At 58.1% G+C, this 17,465-nt stretch carries 15 protein-coding genes; 3 read left to right on the forward strand and 12 right to left on the reverse strand.

All coding sequences use genetic code 11. The annotated features are described in order from the left end of the window. Positions 1-122 precede the first annotated feature (122 nt). Together ATY79_RS01170 and ATY79_RS01175 are read right to left on the reverse strand one after the other, a co-directional pair. Positions 123-1,370, reverse strand: coding sequence for an arsenic transporter (locus ATY79_RS01170; protein ID WP_088702706.1), 1,248 nt, complete (start codon positions 1,368-1,370; stop codon positions 123-125). A 760-nt stretch (positions 1,371-2,130) separates the two neighbouring features. Next, positions 2,131-2,541 carry a hypothetical protein gene (locus ATY79_RS01175; protein ID WP_088702707.1) on the reverse strand — a complete coding sequence of 137 codons (411 nt, stop codon included), beginning with the start codon at positions 2,539-2,541 and terminating at the stop codon, positions 2,131-2,133. Between the two features lie 717 nt (positions 2,542-3,258). On the opposite strand from ATY79_RS01175, the gene ATY79_RS01180 reads away from it, so the two are divergent. Then, the gene (locus ATY79_RS01180) at positions 3,259-3,699 is read left to right on the forward strand and encodes a hypothetical protein (protein WP_088702708.1); all 441 of its coding nucleotides are present in this window, start codon (positions 3,259-3,261) and stop codon (positions 3,697-3,699) included. Between the two features lie 80 nt (positions 3,700-3,779). On the opposite strand, the gene ATY79_RS01185 is transcribed toward ATY79_RS01180, so the two are convergent. The 3 genes from ATY79_RS01185 to ATY79_RS31210 all read right to left on the reverse strand — a co-directional run bounded on the left by ATY79_RS01185 (position 3,780) and on the right by ATY79_RS31210 (position 8,254). After that, positions 3,780-4,088 (reverse strand): hypothetical protein, encoded by a 309-nt coding sequence (locus ATY79_RS01185; protein ID WP_088702709.1) that lies wholly within the window; start codon positions 4,086-4,088, stop codon positions 3,780-3,782. Positions 4,089-4,682: 594 nt separating this feature from the next. Then, positions 4,683-7,736 carry an AAA domain-containing protein gene (locus ATY79_RS01190; protein WP_141105686.1) on the reverse strand — a complete coding sequence of 1,018 codons (3,054 nt, stop codon included), beginning with the start codon at positions 7,734-7,736 and terminating at the stop codon, positions 4,683-4,685. A 326-nt stretch (positions 7,737-8,062) separates the two neighbouring features. After that, positions 8,063-8,254, reverse strand: a complete 192-nt coding sequence (locus tag ATY79_RS31210) for a hypothetical protein (protein ID WP_088702711.1) — start codon at positions 8,252-8,254, stop codon at positions 8,063-8,065. A gap of 208 nt (positions 8,255-8,462) precedes the next feature. On the opposite strand from ATY79_RS31210, the gene ATY79_RS01200 reads away from it, so the two are divergent. Then, a complete protein-coding gene (locus ATY79_RS01200) occupies positions 8,463-8,774 on the forward strand; it encodes a hypothetical protein (protein WP_088702712.1) in 312 nt (103 codons plus the stop codon). A 35-nt stretch (positions 8,775-8,809) separates the two neighbouring features. Here ATY79_RS01200 and ATY79_RS01205 read toward each other — a convergent pair whose 3' ends face one another. The 6 genes from ATY79_RS01205 to ATY79_RS01230 form a co-directional block, all read right to left on the reverse strand. Further along, complete coding sequence (locus ATY79_RS01205) at positions 8,810-9,148, reverse strand: DUF2147 domain-containing protein (RefSeq protein WP_088702713.1); 339 nt, start codon at positions 9,146-9,148, stop codon at positions 8,810-8,812. Between the two features lie 171 nt (positions 9,149-9,319). Beyond that, positions 9,320-11,323 (reverse strand): aldo/keto reductase, encoded by a 2,004-nt coding sequence (locus tag ATY79_RS01210; RefSeq protein ID WP_088702714.1) that lies wholly within the window; start codon positions 11,321-11,323, stop codon positions 9,320-9,322. 43 nt (positions 11,324-11,366) lie between these two features. Continuing rightward, positions 11,367-12,452 (reverse strand): sn-glycerol-3-phosphate ABC transporter ATP-binding protein UgpC, encoded by a 1,086-nt coding sequence (ugpC, locus tag ATY79_RS01215; protein WP_088702715.1) that lies wholly within the window; start codon positions 12,450-12,452, stop codon positions 11,367-11,369. A 14-nt stretch (positions 12,453-12,466) separates the two neighbouring features. Beyond that, entirely contained in the window at positions 12,467-13,303 is an 837-nt protein-coding gene (locus ATY79_RS01220) for a carbohydrate ABC transporter permease (RefSeq protein ID WP_088702716.1), read from the reverse strand. After that, entirely contained in the window at positions 13,300-14,160 is an 861-nt protein-coding gene (locus ATY79_RS01225; protein ID WP_088702717.1) for a sugar ABC transporter permease, read from the reverse strand. The genes ATY79_RS01220 and ATY79_RS01225 overlap by 4 nt, the downstream gene beginning before the upstream one ends. Before the next feature lie 76 nt (positions 14,161-14,236). Beyond that, positions 14,237-15,514 (reverse strand): ABC transporter substrate-binding protein, encoded by a 1,278-nt coding sequence (locus ATY79_RS01230; RefSeq protein WP_088702718.1) that lies wholly within the window; start codon positions 15,512-15,514, stop codon positions 14,237-14,239. Positions 15,515-15,600: 86 nt separating this feature from the next. Between ATY79_RS01230 and ATY79_RS01235 the strand changes: the two genes are divergently transcribed. Beyond that, positions 15,601-16,509 (forward strand): helix-turn-helix domain-containing protein, encoded by a 909-nt coding sequence (locus ATY79_RS01235; RefSeq protein WP_088702719.1) that lies wholly within the window; start codon positions 15,601-15,603, stop codon positions 16,507-16,509. A 21-nt stretch (positions 16,510-16,530) separates the two neighbouring features. Here the strand turns inward: ATY79_RS01235 and ATY79_RS01240 are convergent, their stop codons facing one another. Next, positions 16,531-17,439 carry a LysR family transcriptional regulator gene (locus ATY79_RS01240; protein WP_088702720.1) on the reverse strand — a complete coding sequence of 303 codons (909 nt, stop codon included), beginning with the start codon at positions 17,437-17,439 and terminating at the stop codon, positions 16,531-16,533. Positions 17,440-17,465 lie beyond the last annotated feature (26 nt).

Below are 17,465 nucleotides of genomic sequence, written 5' to 3' on the forward strand. Positions count from 1 at the left end.
TGACTGGAGCCACCGCGTCTCAATCGCGAGATGCCACAAGCTGCGTTTGGTTCCCTTACGGCGAATCTACGCCGCTCTCGTCAACTGGAGTAGGCGTGAGGCGAGCGTCCAATCCATTGGGGTTAAATCGACAGGCACGCGATCGCGAGAACGAGTGCCGGCAGCATAACAATCACGCCAATTTTCACAAAGGCCCATGCGTCCATATGCAGACCCTCGCGGCGCAAGGCCGCCAGCCATAGTATCGTTGCCAATGATCCGGTCACGGAGAGGTTTGGACCTAGATCGACACCGATCAGGATAGCGGCGGAAATCTTCGGCGACACATCCGCAGCCTGGACCGCGCTACCAGCCACCAAACCGACGGGAAGATTGTTCGCAAGGTTCGACGCAAGAGCAACGGCCGAGGCTGCGTACATTGTTACCGAGGTTGCGCCGAGCGATGACAAACCTGCCAATGTGGCGGCGAGGTGATTTATCAGTCCTGTTTTATCGAGAGCTGCAACCACCACGAACAGACCTGCCACGAGAGGCAACACCTCCCACGAGACGCTCCGCGCGATCTGGGCGACCTGTTTTCCCGTCGATAGTAAAACCACTGCTGCCGTGAAAAGTCCGGCCAGAAATGTCGGCAGTCCCAGATCGAAATTGAAGGCTGACGCCGTCACCAGCATGAGGGCAGTTGCGCAAAGCCCAACGCCTGCCAATTTCCCGCCTGCACTGAGCGAGACGGTCGGCACATTCACCGCGACGGTTTCCGTATCGAGGGTACTCCGTTGGGTCGCGTAGAGAGCGACGAATGTCACAACGATCGCCATCAGCGATGGCAAAGCGAAGACTGACAGCCAGTCCGAAAGCGCCGGCATGGTGCCGCCACCGAAGATTACCAGGTTGGCCGGGTTGGAAATCGGCAGGACGAAGCTCGCCGCATTTGCGATAAAGGCGCATATGAGCAGGTAAGGCATCGGATCCTTGACCCGCGCTGTGCGACATGCCGCATAAACGGCGGGCGTGAGGACCACTGCTGTTGTATCGTTTGAGAGGAGGACAGTGACAAGGATTCCGACAACATAAATCAGGACGAAAAGGCGTCTCGGCGATCCCCTCGCATGACCGGTGGCAATTGAGGCGAGCCAATCGAACAGTCCTTCTATACGCGCCGTTTCGGACAGAAGCATTATTCCGATCAGGAACAGATAGACGTCAAATCCTTTAGCAACCCCGTTCCAAGCCTCTTGAATACCCAAAGACCCCAGAGCCACCAACAAGACGGCCCCGACACCAGCCCAGATCGCCTCAGGCCAGCCGAAAGGTCGGCTCACGACGCCGAGCACGGTTGCGCTAGAAATCAGCCAAGTGGCAGCGGTCATATTGATCGGTATCCAAATTAGAGCGTTACGGCGCAGCAAGGGCAGTGCCATTGGGATGGTTGGTTCGCAAAGGTGCGATTTTCTTTGCTGTGGCAAAGGCTATGGGAGCCACAGAGGCGGCGCCTTGAACCAGTAGGCAGGACCATATCCGCTCCGGCCTGTCAACCAACCCACGACACCGTTGCTCAATGACGCTTGAGAGCCCTGCCCGTCATAACCGCCGCCAGGCCGGCATTGAAACGGTTGCCCGAAGGGATAGGCTCGGCACGATCGGAGTGGCGATACTGATTGAACTCCGTCCGCCGCGGTTCTTTATTCGCAGTTGCGCCTAACCTATCACGCCCATTGCTGGGAATTCCCACCCACGATAAAGCTGCAAACCGTAATTCAACCGTGACGTGCAATAGAACCCCCGATATTTCATCACCAGCGGACGTTTAATGCATGATTGATTCCTGAGATGGGCTAGAAGACCATTTTCCCGGCAGGTTCGTTAGGCGGACTACTGGCGTCTGGATGTTGCTATGCCGATCTTTTTTCCAATGTTTGGATTTGTCTTTTGCCATCTATTGAATGGGCCACCAAAGCCAACGCTTTCAGCATTGCTGCGGGGCTAGGCTCCGGGCTTTGCTGTTGTGGTTCAACCTAAAGGTTACGATTCCGCGGTGGGGGACGAATTCAAGACGTTCGTTGGAACGTCAGCGTGCCGAGTGAGAACCCGGCCGCACAAGAGCACCCTCGAACTTGGGCGCCGTGCCGGTCAATCGGAGACCGTCACGTCAATCCATCGTCCAGACCCTTGACTGCCGTAGATGTCTACGTCGATCCAGACGTTGCCTCGAACGATCATATTTGCGGCGTCTCGCGTCATGGTGCCATTACGAAGCATTGCTTCGAGTGCCTGCCGATTTGCGGGGTCGGCAAAGAAGGAATCGGATCCATCGTCTCGATCACGTATCCCATATTGGTGAAAGTTCGCTCGGTCCTGACGAATGATTTGCCACGGTTGCGTGAGCCGGACGCCATTCGAATTGAAGAGATCAGCCTCACCACTGTAGGCCCGGTAGCTTTCGATCACTCGGTTGGTATGATTGGCCCTTACGCTCGACTGAGCAAAGGCGGGAGCGGCGATGAACGCAGCGACGGCGACGAGCGAAATCAGTTTCTTCATGTGACCCCTCTTTCCGCGCCTTCTTACCCAGGGTTGAAAAATTACGCTAGAGGCAAGGAGACGGATGGTTAACGGCGAGAATGGGGAAGAACCGGTGTTCCAAGGCTGTGGATTTGAAGCAGGCTCGACGCCAAGAATTGGCGACTGCCCCTTGCCAGAATGTGCGCGAGAAGACGGGTTTTCGAAGGTCTGGTTGCTAACGGACACCGCTGCGGGGCTAGATTCTACGAATCTATTGGATTTTCTGCCACCTAAAGTCACCACACGTCTCGCACTTCATGACGTTGGCACGCGCGAGGACGGGGACTTCGATCCCTACACTGCGCAGGATGCAGGCCGGCGACGCAAAGGTGTCAATCGGTGTCTATGCTGTGGCGCAATGGATCTTCGGAAAATCCGAAAAGCTCCTTGAAATTCTCAATCCTGGCGAGGACGGGTACGCCACGATGCTCGACGTGAACCGGGCGAGCCGAAAGAGGGGATAATTGGGCGACTTCCGAGGAAATCCCTTGCGGTCTGCTATCTGGAAAACCCGCTTCACCCGCGCCTCGTCGGACGGGCAAGCCTTCCGCGTCAATTTGTGGTGGTCGGTTGCGTTGGTTTCAGTGCGCGTACCTTGGAACTAATGACGCGCGAGACTGTTCAGCTATAGATTTGATTCGACGCTGACATGCCCGACCGGCTGGGCCAAGCGGCGATCTTGAGGAGTCTCTCATCATGAAAGTTTCGTCCAGATTTCGTTCAATTGTGGTTGCCGCCATCACCATCGCGGGAGTTAGCTTTGCCAGCGCCGCGCATGCAGACAGCGGTACGATCCGATTTGCCATCTACAAGGCGGCCTTCTTCGTCGGTGGCGCCGGAGGCGATGGCACGCTGACCTTCCACGGTCGCCGATATCCCGTCTCGGTCGGCGGCATCTCGGGTGGCCTCGCCTTCGGCGCCTCTAAGACTTATTTCCAAGGGACCGTGCGTCACATACGCCGCGCCCAAGACGTGACGGGGGTATACGCTGCAGCAGGCGGCGGCGGCGCGGTCGGCGAGGGAGCCCAAGTAATTGTCATGACCAATGACAAGGGCGCCCAACTCGAGCTCTCAGGCAGGCAGGTAGGCCTCCAAGTCAACGCCGATATCAGCGGTATGAGCATCACGGTAAAGTAAGGCGGTCTACTCGGTTCGCGGAGGTTCGATTTCCATCTCGTCAAGCGTGAACGGGCAGAAAAGCCATTTTCCGTAGCGTCTCAGTTTGAAATTGGCAGTCGCTGAACAACTTCAACAATGTCACGCGTGCGTGTTGCCCGCGAGCCCCAGGCGGCATCAAATTCTGTGCCCGGCGATTGAATGGCGGCGTTTGCCGCCTCCAAACTGTCGAACTCATAAAAGGCAGTGTGTTTCGAGGGATCGGTTCGGCTCCAGGCGCGCCATGCCCCGCGTGCCCCAAACACGCGGACTGCGTCTGCCATGTGGCGATCGTACCATTGGTCGAAGGGCGCTCGGTCGGGCTCATTGGGAACATCGGCGCGCACAATCAGCAGTGCTTGGTTGGACATTTCCCCCACCTTTTCTCAGATCAGGTCATTCTGCTAACCATATAGCAGTCCGGCGCAGTGCGCGATGACGCCCTTGTGCTTTGCCGCTATAGCGATGGAGGAACTGCCGCTTCTTCCCGAACGATAAAAGATCTGCGCTTGCCCAGAGGCGAGAGGCAAAGGTGTTGCGAAGGGCCCGATGACGCCTGCCTGGATGGAATGCGCGTGACCGATACGCAAACGTGCGATTGGAAACGGGCGTGTTTATGACCGACGCCATCGCTCTATACGACGTCTGCGACGGCACCAGGCTTGCCGATGAGGTCCTCCTCCACCCATTGCCGGTATATCGAGGGCGGGACTGATGTCCTCGCCTGAGGAGCGTCTATAGGCTTCTCCGGGGGTGCGCTGGATTGCCCAGGGAATATGCACGTCATGTTGGCGCGAGGTGGTCATGCAGCGCTTCGCAGTCCATTGCTGCCGGTGCCGCGAGACGTGAGCAGAGCCATTTGTAGTAAGATACTGATGAAGCAATCATCCCCGGGGCAAATTTCACGTTGCCTCCGCCCTTCATCGCCGACCGGTGGGCAGGGGTTTAACGTTTGCCGATGCCTGTCATTTGACGACCCGAAGAAATGGTTTTTGGATGGGGCTGGCGTTGAACATGTGCCTCGCCTCGCCTTCCTGCATCAACCAGTCGCCCCCAGTTCCGACCATCCATGCATCGCGAATGGGATCGCGGTACCAATTGCTGCGATTGCCGATGATGTAGAGGCGCCTGCGAGCGCGGGTGACGGCGACGTTCATGATGTTCGGTTTGGCAAGCACCCAATCAATGCTGTCGGAGCGCGTCGCCCCCAGGATCAAAAGAACCGTGTCACCTTCCTTCCCCTGAAAGCTGTGCACCGTTCCCACGGATCTCTCGATCCATTCCTCCGCCCGCGCTGCGGCTGTCTCTCCAAACACGGCAGGAGCATGATCGCGCAAGTATTGCTTGAGGCCTTCGGCGACCTTTCTGAAAGGAGAGATAACAAGAATGTCGGGTAGTTCGGTCGCCGGTTGTGACGGGCTCGTCCGTCCGACGCATCGCGACATTATGTGCGCAGCTAACGCACCCTCTTCCGGAATGTAGAAATCATTTGCGGTCTCGGCCGTGCCCACGACATTGATCCATGCACTGGGTCCAAATGTCGGCCGTCGAACATTATCCAATGCATCACTGCGAACGATTTCGTCTGCCAGGATCATCGATTGATCATAGGCAAGGCCGTTCGAGATCGAAAACATCGGTTCGACGCAACGACGATGGACACGCAAGGGGGCGCCGACCCATTTCCCTTTTCGCTTTGCACCAAACGGGTTGATCCGATCCGCAAGTGTCTGCAGGGAGGTATATTTCGTCCGGAATTGAGGCGCGATGCCAAATTTGGTCGCGAGCGCAGTTTCGACAGCGTCGCTGATTGTGGAGATCGGTTCGAGCTGAAATGGATCACCGACCACGATCGCGCGCCTTGCTCGTGACAAAGCGTCGATCGCGTGCTGGCTGGAAGCCTGTCCTGCCTCGTCGACAATCAGCCACGGAATCGCGCCACGTCCCATGCTGCCGAAGGCATTTGAAAAGGAGCAGAAGGTCGACGATACGACCGGGACGAGGAGGCTGAATGTGCTCCACAGATCGCGAGCGGCGGACTCTGACCAAGATCGCCCTTTTGCCGACATGAGGTCGATCCACGCCGCGAGGTTGGGCCTGATTGATGCCCAGGCATGAGCCACAAATGACTGGTGCAACCGCATCGTTGCGACGAACATCTCGCAACGTGCGCGTTCGAGTGCTGTTGATGTACCAGGAAGCATTTGAGCCTGGGCCTTGAGGTCCGCTTGCGTGAACTCGTCGGGAAGAACGACGTTGCCAAGCTCTTCCCTAAGCTGCTCGATTTGCTCTCGTGCCTGCATTAGGACGGGATGCGTTGCCGAAAGGCCCGGTTCAAATGCAATCGCGGCCGTACCCATTGCAGAGCGCACCGGCGACGTCCATTTCTGATTGGAACAACGCTGAGCAGCCTCGAGGTTACTTGCCGCGTTCACGAGTTCGTACAGGCTTAGGTGCTTCGCCCTTATCTCATCCAATTTCGCTTTCGCAGCTCTATATTCCGTCCTGGCATCGTCCCAATTATCGGTCCCGCCTTCAAACAGCGTCTCATCGTCAATCGCTTCCGCCATTGCCGTTGCACAGCGGTCTCGATTTTGTCGATTTCCCAACGGGATCGATATCGCCCCCCAGGTCTTGGAGGTGAGCTGATGCTGGGCCATCAGGCGCTCAGCAAGCTTCGGGAGAAAACCCACCGTATCGCAGTATGCTTTTCCTATCTTAGATCGCTTCGGAAGCTCTAGCGTCAGATTGGCCACAGCGCCATTATTGGAGCTGGCGACAGCCACCAGGAAATCGTTGAGCGCCCGGTCGATCCTGAAATGCGTACCGCCTTCTTCATCATATACTGGCGTAAAAGCTGACCGGGGATCGTCATAGCTCAACAAGACGTCTGCACGACGGCCAAGAATTCCCGCAACAACGTCCAGCAGGAGGGTCGTTTTCCCGGTTCCAGGCGGTCCATTGATCGAAAAGACCCCCTCCTTCGACAATCTGGCGAAAAGTTCGTTCACAGCGACTTGCTGTTGGGCGGATAAGGAGAAGTCCGACGGCCACCTAGTCGAGGGATAGCGGCCCGTTTCGAGACTATTCGAAACGGCTGCGTCACTCGTGGCATCGAAGTCGGATTCTGCCGAGGACTGCGTCAGTAGATCCCAGGCCGCTCCGATAACCACACCATTGACGACGTCGCCGCGCAACTCACGCAACAGGCTTGGGTAAACGTTGTTGAACGGCCTTGCATCTTTGGGCTTGCGGCTTGCCTTGCCCTCTATGACCGGCTTGGAAGATGTGACGACGACGCACTTCACCCTGGCTTGAACCTCGGCGGGCAGCCCAAGCGTGGAAAAAGCCAAGTCGGCCAGGGCTTCTGCAATGGCGACAGGATTCGAACGTACCGTCACTCGCGCTTTGAATTCCCTCGCCAAAGCCTCTGAGTACTCGGCGAAGCTCATCTGCGTCCGCTCGATCGCTACCGCAAGATCGTAGAGAAAGCGGTTGATGACCAGCGAACCACGGTCCGCGGCCCTTTTGTCGGACACAGCGAATGTGCCTGCAAAGGTAAACTTTGTTTCCTCGCAAGTCTTATCGTCGGGGGCATTCGTACCATTCGTCCAGCGGCGGATCAGGAGATCGTCGCATTCCCGAACAGCCGCCACGCCAAAGCGGATAAAATGGCGAACTGCTTTGCCGTTGTCCTCGGTCTGCGGCCACGGATCATTCTTGTTGACGACGTGTGTAACTGAAACAGAGGCGCTTTTATCGCCATCGTTTTCGAGAACAGGTGGACTGTAGTACTCAATATTTTCCCAGTAGCTGAGGATACGGGCAACCTGCTGGTGCATTTCGCTATCGTAGGGGGGAACATAAGGTGGTCGCTTGTTATCCGAAGGAGATGGGGTACCTGCCATTTGGGAAATGCCTTCGCGATTACTGCAATAAGCCGGACCCTGACTGCCTTCTGCTATCCATCGAGACGCGAGAATCGTTAACAGTGCCTCAACAACGAGGCTCGGCCACAATGGTTAACAAATCGTTAACGCAAGCCCGCCTACCGGATGTGGGGGCCTTCATTGGGTATGGCGCAGGCGGCCTTCTTGCGGGATCGGGAACGAACAAGCTCGTGGCAGCCGGCACGTTAGTAGGAGGATCACCGCTCATCGTGGTGACGGTATTTAAGAGATATGGAGCAACAGCGCTGGACCATCCCTTTGATCATCGGCCGCTCTCTTCCTCTTTGCGAAGATAGCGCAGGCCGATGACCACGGCTGTGGCAGGTCTAAGGAAAAGGCTCGCCGCTCTCGAAGGCTTGCAGCCGAGCGTGCTTGAGCCAGGCCGCACCTGACATCTAATAGCTACAGGGACGATCGTTGCCGAATCCACCGCTGCACGCCGGCCGCAGTGCAAAGTCGGCGTTGTGAGCGCCGTATCCAACTGACCCCGTTGTTCGCGGAGCGTCCGAGTTTGTCGAACACGCCGTTGCGATAGCCGCGAGTGCAACGGCCATTCCAAGGCGCGTCATCTTGCGAAGCGTTTCCATGCCATCCTCCCACATCGCCACTGCGACAGAAACTAGTTCGCGGTGGGACCGGGAAAATATCGCGTGCCATCAATACTTCGTCATCGATTGCTGCCAGGAGAACTTTTCTGCGACCAATCAACTTTGACGGTCACCAAAGTTACCGCTCACCAGTTTGGCACGAGGAATGCATGGTATTTTCCAGGGGTTCCTTTGTCAGGAGGGAAGAATGACGGCCTTGGTTACCGATATCGTCAGCGCCACTGGACAGCTCGAAGCAGCCATTCTCGATGTTACCGCTGCAGATCCCAGCGTCCTCGTTTGCTCCAAGTCTATGAAGGAGAAGGCAAAATTACTTCCGCATGTGCTGGTAGAGCAATACCCGGAACTCTCCTCGATTGAGCGTGAACTGCGCGGCGTATTCGAAGCCTGCTCGCACGCCATTGACCGCAAATCAGTCAATCCTGTGGTTGCAAAAGCGGCAATCTCCATTGCCGAGGAATACCGGCAGGTCATCGACGGGCTGAAGCGCAGGAACTAGCAGCGCACAAAAGCCGGCACAGTTCCGCACGATCGTCACCACCGGGTCCAGATCAGCGAAACGCAAATAACCTTCATCGTGCAGCCGCGCATGTGCACCGTATCGCCGCTGAGGGTGAGCACGCCCGTGAAAGTCTTCTTGCTTTCCGGCTCAACGATGGTTCCGGTGAAATTGCCGTTGCTGCCCTGGAACGAGCCGATGCGTTTGCCCGCACTGTTGCCCGTCTTCATCGTGATGCAGTACCCTTGGGGGCATTCGTCGATCGCGGCGGTGGTGCCGACTTGTGTCTTCCAGGTGCCGACGACAGGCTCTTGAGCCAAAACAGAGAAGGCCACGAGCGTCATCGACGCCGTGGTCAATACCAGCCGTTTCATGGTTCTCGCTCCCCTATTCACACCAAGGGTGAGGCCGATGGTCCGACCTAAAGCGTTAAACTATACGCCCCGAAGGCGTCGCGCTCCAGCCTTGAGTGCCCCTGGCACTCGAAGGCGTGTCAGGTGCCCGGGACTGGCGCTTCGCAGCCCCGGGCGATCGCCGCTATCGCGTCACGCTTCCAGCCACTTCACCTGTTCCGGCGTCAGCCGGATGTCGAGCGCCGAAAGGCTGTCTTCCAGTTCTGCAATCGTGCGCGGTCCAATCAGCGGAATGACGGGAAACGGCTGAGCGATCACATAGGCGAGTGCAACGTGGATCGGGCTGCGGCCGAGCTTGTTTGCCAGCTCGATTGCCCGGTCCCGGCGCTCGAAGTTGCGATCCGAATACCAGCAACGAACGATTTCCTCGTCATCACGCTTGTCGCGTCCGGCACGATTGGTAAAGAAGCCGCGTCCCTGGCTCGACCATGCAAAGTTCGGGATCTGCTTGGCATTCAGCCAATTCTTCCAGTCATCGTTGGAGGCCGCCACACATCCAGCCCAGATCGGATCCAGCATCTCGGCAAGCGAAAAATTGTTGGAAAGGGCCGCCGGTGCCGTCTTGCCGTTCCTGGCAGCGTAGGCCGCGGCTTCATCGATGCGCTCGCGCGTCCAGTTCGACCCGCCGAAAATGCCGCGGATTCGACCACGCCTGACCTCTGCATCCATGGCATCGACGAACTCGCCGACCGGAATATCGGTGTTGTCGCGATGCATGAAGTAGATGTCGACGTAATCGGTCTTTAGCCGGTTTAGCGACTGATCAAGCTGCTTGGCGATGACATCGGGATAGCAAAGCGGTGAATGGACGCCCTTGCCGATCAGCACGATTTCCTCGCGCGGCACCTTTCGGCTGGTGTGCCAGTCACCAAAAATGCCCTCGGTCTTGCCACCGCCGTAGACGAAGGCCGTGTCGAAGACATTGCCACCAGCTTCGTAGAATGCGTCGAGGGTCAGAGATGCGGCAGCAAAGCTCGGGAAGAATTCGAAGCCGAGTGTGACGACCGAGGCGGGCTTGGAAATGCCGGGAATCTGCCGTTGCGGAATGCTGTTGCCACGGCGCACCGTACCACCTGCGAGGTTCACTGTTCGCTTGCCCGCCTTCTCGACCTCGTATTCCAGACCAATCGAGGTACGCCATTGATCGAGAACGCGCAGGTTTCCCACCGAATCGGTCCAGCTCATGCCGGGCGAGCGGAATTCGTTTTCGCCGGCGCGGATTGCATCGCCGGCCGCATCGACCTCGAAGGAGTAGAGCCAGCGATCTTCCGTGACCTCGATTGTCTGCTGCTCATTGCCCTTGAAGATCTCGATTTTGCCGACACCGCCCTTATGGCCAGAGGCAAACCAGAAATCCTTGACCTCGATACGTCCTTCCGAGCCGATGATGCGCAGCGTATTGTCCTGCTGCGCCATGATCGAGCATGACACTTCAGCGATGATGCCATTTGGAAATTTCAAGACGGCAGAAGCCCACTCGTCGACGCCGGATTGACCGAGGTGACCGACGCCGGAGACCTTTTCCGGTTCGAGGAACGGTTTGCCCTCGACAACCCCGGCGATCAACCTAGCCATGGAGACCGGATAACCGCCGACGTCGAGGATGCCGCCGCCGGCCGTCTCGTTGGCAAAGAGCCGATGCTCCGGCTTGAACGAACCCATGTTGAAGCCGAAGCTCGAACGGATGATGCGCACGCTGCCAATGACGCCGCTTTTGACCAGTTCGACGATCTTGGCCGTTTGCGGGTGAAGGCGATACATGAAGGCCTCGCCGGCAAACACACCGGCCTTCTTCGCTTCATAATAAATTGCATCAGCATCGAATGCGGAAAGCGCAATCGGCTTTTCGACCAGAACATGCTTGCCGGCGCGGATAGCCTTGATCGCCCATTCGGCATGACCGGTGTGAGGGGTTGCGATATAAATCGCATCAATCTCTGCATCCGCCAGCAGCGCGTCATATCCTTTAACGATGCGGGCGCCAGGAAAGTTGTCGCCGAGCCCCGGCTTTTGCGGGTTGCGGGTGGCAATGGCGACGAGCTTTCCGGTGCGCGAATGCGCGATGCCGTCCGCAAAGGTGCGGGCGATCGTGCCAGGGCCGATGATGCCCCAACGGATCGGTTGATCTGTGCTCATAGGAATTCCTCTTCATTGCATAGGTCTTGGGATGAAGGTGCATTCAGCGCAGGCGCTTGCCGTCGCTGTCGAACAGAAAAATGTGGCTGACGCTCAGACCGACGCTCAGCGTGTCGCGATTACCGGCAGCGCGCGATTCCGGCCGCTCGATAATGAGCGGCTCGCCGCCTGCCATTGTCGCGTAGATGTAGCTCGTATTGCCGAGGTGCTCGGCGACGTCGATCGTAACGGTGAGATCCGCCTGCCCCTGCCCGGCGTCGACAAAATGCTCCGGCCGGATGCCAAGCGTGACCTCAGCACCCGGTACGATCGGGCCGCTGATCGGCATGCTCAGGCGGACGTTCCTGTCGCCGGCAAGTGCAACGGTTGCGCTCGCACCATCCTTTTCGATGATCTCGGCCTTCAGGAAGTTCATCTTCGGCGAGCCGACGAAGCCGGCAACGAACTGGTTGGCGGGATCGTCATAAAGGTCGAGCGGTGCGCCGACCTGCTCGATATTGCCGGCACGCAGCACGACGATCTTGTCGGCCAGCGTCATCGCTTCGGTCTGGTCGTGGGTCACATAGATCATCGTCGTGCCGAGCTGCTTGTGCAGCCGCGAAATCTCGACGCGCATCTGTACGCGCAGTTCAGCATCGAGGTTCGACAATGGCTCATCGAAGAGGAAGACTTGCGGCTCGCGCACGATGGCGCGGCCGATGGCGACCCGCTGACGCTGGCCGCCCGAAAGCTGTTTCGGACGGCGCTGCATCAGCTCGTTGATCTGCAGGATGTTGGCCGCATGCTTGACGCGCTTTTCGGTGTCCTGTTTCGGATTGCCGTTCATGCGCAGACCGAAGCTCAGGTTTTCCTCGACCGTCATGTGCGGGTAGAGCGCGTAGGACTGGAAGACCATCGCAATACCGCGGTCGGCTGGTTCGACGTCATTGACGATCTTGCCGCCGATATTGATCTCGCCGCCCGAGATATCCTCAAGACCGGCAATCATTCGAAGCAGTGTCGACTTGCCGCAGCCGGACGGACCGACGAAGACGACAAACTCGCCGTCCTTGACCTCAAGATTGGCACCATGGATGATTTCCAGCGCGCCGAAGCGCTTGACGACATTTTTCAACGAAAGTTCGGACATCAGGCGTTCCCCGATTATTTGACGGCGCCGGCCGAAATGCCGGCGATGAAGTGGCGCTGCAGGAACACGAAAACAACCAGGATCGGCGCCGTCAGCATGATCGCACCCGCCATGATCCCTCCCCAGGAAACCTTGGTGAGGCCGATCAGCGTGCCAAGCGCCACCGGTGCCGTCATCATCCCCGGCTTCGAGTTGATGAGCAGCGGCCAAAGGTAATTGTTCCAGGAATGCAGGAAGAGGATGATGGCAAGCGCCGCCATTGTGGGCCTTGCGAGTGGTAGGGCGATCCGAAGGAATATCTGCCATTCCTTGACGCCTTCGACGCGCGCCGCATCAAAAAGCTCCCCGGGCATCATCGAGAAGGCCTGTCGCATGAAGAGCACGCCAAGCGAATTGAAGAGCGGCGGAACGATCAAGGCGATCCAGGTGTTTGCCAGCTTGAACTCGCGGGCGACCATGATGAACTGCGGAATGACGACGACGGCAAAGGGCAGCGTGATCGTGCCTAAGATGATGGCGATGACGATCGAGCGTCCGACGAAGCGGTAGCGGGCCAGCGCCCAGCCGGCCATCGAGGTGAGAAGCACCGACAGGATCGTATAGATCACCGCCACGCCAATAGAGATGAACATCGCGCGGATGAAGTCCGTATCGGCCTGCAGGCTCTTGAAGTTCTCGACGAAGTTGGTCGAGGGCCAGAGGACGATCTCGGGGCTGAAAATGCCGAAGTCCGACATCGTCGAGAAGACGAACATCATCCACAGCGGGAACAGCCAGATGACGGCGAGCGGTGTCAGGATGGCGTGGAGGGCAATCTGCCGCAACAGCAGCGATTGAGACTTCGATCTCATTTGGGCTCCCTTCCGATCCACAGATTGAAGAGCGAGATCGCGACTGCGAGCGCCGCCATCGTGTAGGCTACAGCAGAGGCGTAGCCGAAATTGAGTGAGCGGAAGCCTTCGCGGTAAAGCAGGAGGCCAAGTGTTTCCGTTCCACCTCCCGGGCCACCGCGATTGGTAATCAGGAACGGCTCGGTAAAAAGCTGCATCGTACCGATGACCGACAGGATGACGCAAAACAGGATGATCGGCTTCAAGAGCGGCAGGGTGATGTGGAAGAATTGCTGCGTCTTGCTGACGCGATCGAGCGTTGCCGCCTCGTAGACGTCGTCGGGAATGGATTGCAGGCCCGCGAGAATGATGATGGCGTTGTAGCCGGCCCAGCGCCATGTCACGGCGATGATGATCAGGGTCATGGCAGCGTTGGCATTGTCGAACCAGGAAACGGCAGGAAGGCCGACCAAGGTGATCATCTTGTTGACGATCCCGAAATCGAAACTGAACATCAGGCGGAAAACCGCAGAGTAGGCCACCTCACCGACGACGACAGGCGCGAAAAAGGCAAAGCGGAACAGCGGCCTTACCTTTAGAAGCGGAGAGTTCAAGAGCACGGCCATCACGGTGGCGATGGCGATCATGACGGGTACCTGGATGACCAGGATGATCAGCGTGTTGTAGAGCGCGTTGTAGAAGGCCGGATCGCCGATAAGACGGCCCCAGTTGACGGAAAGACTGAATTTCCATGGATTGACGCGGGTGTTCTGAAACGAGGTCAGAAACGAACTGATGATCGGCCATATCCAGAAGGTGGCAAAGACCAAAAGATAGGGCGCAAGAAATGCGTAGGCGTTCCGGTTCCGGATCGGCATTCTAATCTCCTGACAGACGAGACGAGCCACCCCGCAGGATGGAGGCCGGGCATCAGAAGACGCCCGGCACCGTTACTCATTTCGCAAGCGGAAGGCCTGTCGCCGTGGCAATCTGCTTTGCGGCGTCATCAAGCGCTGCCTTCGCGTCGGGATAACCGCCGGCAAAGTACTTGGTCTGCGCTGCCCTGTAGATCGAGTCCGCGTCCGTCTGGAACGCCGTGCCGCGGCTTGGAACGATCTTCGGCAGGGTCGAAAGGATATCGACCCAGACCTTCTGGCCGCCCCAGAAAGGTTGCGCCTCGTTGACGAACGGATCCTGAACGGCGGTCAGAAGCGAGGGAACGAGACCAAAGGATTTCAGCATCGTCACCTGGCCCTCATTGGTACCAAGAGCATAGTTGATGTAGGTCCAGGCGGCCTCCTTGTTCTGCGAGTTGGCCGCGATTGCGAGCGACGAACCGCCGAGGTTTGCCGCATGTGGGCCATCGGTCGTCAGGCTTGGCATCGTATAGACGCCCCACTTGCCGGCAAGATCGGGCGAGCCGGATCTGATCGTGCCTTCGTACCAGCCGCCATACATCTGGCTGGCGGCCTTGCCTGCGGTATTGGCCTGGATCTTCTCATCCCAGATGGCTGCCGTCAGCGTGCCGGCGTCCTTCATCTGCTTGACCTTTTCGAGCGTCGCAACGCAGGCCGGCTGATTGATGGTGATCGTCTGGCCGTCTGTCGAGAAGTAGCCGCAGCCCTGCTCGTTGGAAATCATGCGGAACCATTCGCTGTCGCCGTTAAAGTCGGCTTGCGCCATGACGACGCCCGGATTGGCCGCTGAGATCTTCTTGCCAGCCGCAATGAAGTCGTCCCAGGTCTTGATCGTCGACGGATCAACGCCGGCCTTTTCATAAAAGTCGCGGCGATAGAAGACGGCGACCGGGCCGGAGTCCCAGGGCATGGCATAGGCGACGTCGCCGACCTCAAGCTCGGTGCGCTTGAAGTCCGGGAATTTTGCCTGGATTTCCGGCGTGTAGCCGAGCTCTTTCAGGTTGGCGAAGCAGTCCGGGAAGCGGCTCCAGAAGATTTCCGCCTCGAAATTCTCGACGCTGACGATGTCAGGCAGGCCCTCGCCGCCGGCCGCGCATGCTGCCAGCATCTTGTCAAAGACCTGCTGGTTGCCGAGATCCTCGACCGTGACCTTGATATCCGGATGCTGTTTGTTGAAGCCCTCGAGCGTGGACTTCAGCGCCGATGCTGCGATGTTCCAGCTCCAGATGGTGAGATTGCCCGACTGCTGTGCGAATGCAGAACCGGAAGCAAGCAGTGCGACGGCACAGGTCGCACCGATAAGTTTGAAGCGCATTGAAAATCCTCCCTTTTCAATTGCCGTCCCTTAGCGAACGCGGCTAGACTATCTGGAAGGGAGCCGCTGTCTCCTAAAAAGGGAACATGGATTTGGCGGAAAGTAAGATCGTGAAGCGGGCTGTCTACCAGCCGGGAGCGAGCAGTATCGAGGGGTTGCCGACGGCCCTTCAGATATTTCACAACCATCCACCTGTGATGCTGATGCCGCATTGGCATGTGCAGGTCGAAGTCAATTATATCATGCAAGGCAGCGTGCACTACCGCATGAACGGCCAGAGGATCTCGATGAAGGCGGGCGACATGTGCCTGTTTTGGGGCGGGCAACCCCACCAGATGGACGATTGTTCCGAGGACGCGATCTATGCCGGCGGACACCTTCCGCTCGTCTACTTCTTCCGCATGCGCCTGCCGATCAATATCTCCAGCCGCCTGATGAAAGGCGAGATCCTGTTCACCTCGGCAACGGACGCTGCCGACAGAGAGAACTTTCCCCGCTGGGTGCGCTATGCGAGATCCGGTGATCCGGCCAAGGCACAGCACGCCGTCGACGAGATGCTGTTGAGGGTGGAGCGAATCGCGCTTGAACCCTATTCGATGCTGCCGACACTCGGGCCGACAGACGCCGACGATATCGAGCAGTGCTATCCGCAATCGTCGCGCAGCGTTGCGCGCATGTGCGACTTCATTGCCGTCAACTTCCTGCAGGAGATTGATTCGGTGGATATCGCGCGCGCCGCCGACCTTCATCCGAAATATGCGATGAACCTGTTCAAGAAGACGACCGGCATGACACTCAACAAATATGTCAATCTGCTGCGTCTATCGCGCGCGCAAGCCATGCTGATGAACGATGAGGCAAATGTGTTGCAGGTCGCCATGGACAGCGGATTCGGCTCGATCAGCGCCTTCAACAAGTCGTTTCGTCATATCGCGGGCATGTCGCCTTCCGATTTCCGCCGTGACGCACGAATGGTCACGCAATATGCGCCTTAAGCGGTTGGCAACGGCACGGCCTCACGGGTTTCGCGTTGTGGCGAAGACATTGTAGAGAAGCTCGGCGGAGGCCGACAGCTCGCGGTCCTTGAGTTTGATGAGACCAAAGCCCGGGACCGAGATGTCTCCCTCGATTTGCAACGCCTTGACGAGACCGTGCCGTTCGAGAAGTGCGGCCACCGGCTCGGCGAAGATCCCAAGCCGTTGGCTCTGTAGTATCAGCAGCATGGTGAGCAGCGCATCGGAGGTTGAAACGACGCTTGACGGAACGATGCCATGGCGGCGTATGAAGTCATCGACGACCTGGCGCAGGAACGAACCGTGGGGCTGGAGCACCCAGCTCTGGTGCCTGAGATCATCCTCGGTGACCACGGGCTTGGCCGATAGCGGATGGTCCACGGCCACGATGACGCGCAACGTCTCCTGGCCGACCGGCAGATAATCGAACCAGAGCGGGTTCATGCCGCTCGGAACGCGGCACACGGCAAAGTCGAGCCTTCGGCTCAAGACGTCCTCCAGAAGCACGTCGCTGCTGCCAACGGAAATGCTGATGTCGATCGTCGGGTGGGTTTCGAAGATCCGTTTCAGCGCAGGGGCAACGTAATCGGCAGCCGGCGTCATGATCGTGCCGAACGCAACGCTGCCGCCCTGCCCGGCGGCGGCAACCACCATTTCGTATTCCGCCCGCTGCGCTTCGGAAATCAGCATCTTCGCATGGCGAACAATCACCTCGCCCTCAGGGGTGGGTATGAGACCACGATTGTGGCGCTCGAAGAGCTGGTGGCCGGACATCTGCTCCAACTCGTTCAAGGTTCTGGATAGCGCCGGCTGGGAGACGCCAAACATTTCCGCAACGACGCCAAGCTTTCCGTGTTCGCTGAGCGCCACGAGCATCTTCAAGTGCCGCAGTCTGAAACCGTCCAATCCCATATTGCCTCACCCGATATAAGAAATTT

Origin of the sequence: Rhizobium sp. R693 (assembly GCF_002211315.1) — a bacterium.
GTDB lineage: Bacteria > Pseudomonadota > Alphaproteobacteria > Rhizobiales > Rhizobiaceae > Rhizobium.

What these genes read in the sequence shown, in the direction of transcription:
- ATY79_RS31210 (WP_088702711.1), bottom strand. Translation starts at nt 8,254, where the DNA reads ATGGAAACGCTTCGCAAGATGACGCGCCTTGGAATGGCCGTTGCACTC.
- ATY79_RS01180 (WP_088702708.1), top strand. Translation starts at nt 3,259, where the DNA reads ATGAAAGTTTCGTCCAGATTTCGTTCAATTGTGGTTGCCGCCATCACC.
- ATY79_RS01235 (WP_088702719.1), top strand. Translation starts at nt 15,601, where the DNA reads ATGGATTTGGCGGAAAGTAAGATCGTGAAGCGGGCTGTCTACCAGCCG.
- ATY79_RS01170 (WP_088702706.1), bottom strand. Translation starts at nt 1,370, where the DNA reads ATGACCGCTGCCACTTGGCTGATTTCTAGCGCAACCGTGCTCGGCGTC.
- ugpC (WP_088702715.1), bottom strand. Translation starts at nt 12,452, where the DNA reads ATGTCCGAACTTTCGTTGAAAAATGTCGTCAAGCGCTTCGGCGCGCTG.
- ATY79_RS01205 (WP_088702713.1), bottom strand. Translation starts at nt 9,148, where the DNA reads ATGAAACGGCTGGTATTGACCACGGCGTCGATGACGCTCGTGGCCTTC.
- ATY79_RS01200 (WP_088702712.1), top strand. Translation starts at nt 8,463, where the DNA reads ATGACGGCCTTGGTTACCGATATCGTCAGCGCCACTGGACAGCTCGAA.
- ATY79_RS01240 (WP_088702720.1), bottom strand. Translation starts at nt 17,439, where the DNA reads ATGGGATTGGACGGTTTCAGACTGCGGCACTTGAAGATGCTCGTGGCG.
- ATY79_RS01185 (WP_088702709.1), bottom strand. Translation starts at nt 4,088, where the DNA reads ATGTCCAACCAAGCACTGCTGATTGTGCGCGCCGATGTTCCCAATGAG.
- ATY79_RS01225 (WP_088702717.1), bottom strand. Translation starts at nt 14,160, where the DNA reads ATGCCGATCCGGAACCGGAACGCCTACGCATTTCTTGCGCCCTATCTT.
- ATY79_RS01230 (WP_088702718.1), bottom strand. Translation starts at nt 15,514, where the DNA reads ATGCGCTTCAAACTTATCGGTGCGACCTGTGCCGTCGCACTGCTTGCT.
- ATY79_RS01210 (WP_088702714.1), bottom strand. Translation starts at nt 11,323, where the DNA reads ATGAGCACAGATCAACCGATCCGTTGGGGCATCATCGGCCCTGGCACG.
- ATY79_RS01175 (WP_088702707.1), bottom strand. Translation starts at nt 2,541, where the DNA reads ATGAAGAAACTGATTTCGCTCGTCGCCGTCGCTGCGTTCATCGCCGCT.
- ATY79_RS01220 (WP_088702716.1), bottom strand. Translation starts at nt 13,303, where the DNA reads ATGAGATCGAAGTCTCAATCGCTGCTGTTGCGGCAGATTGCCCTCCAC.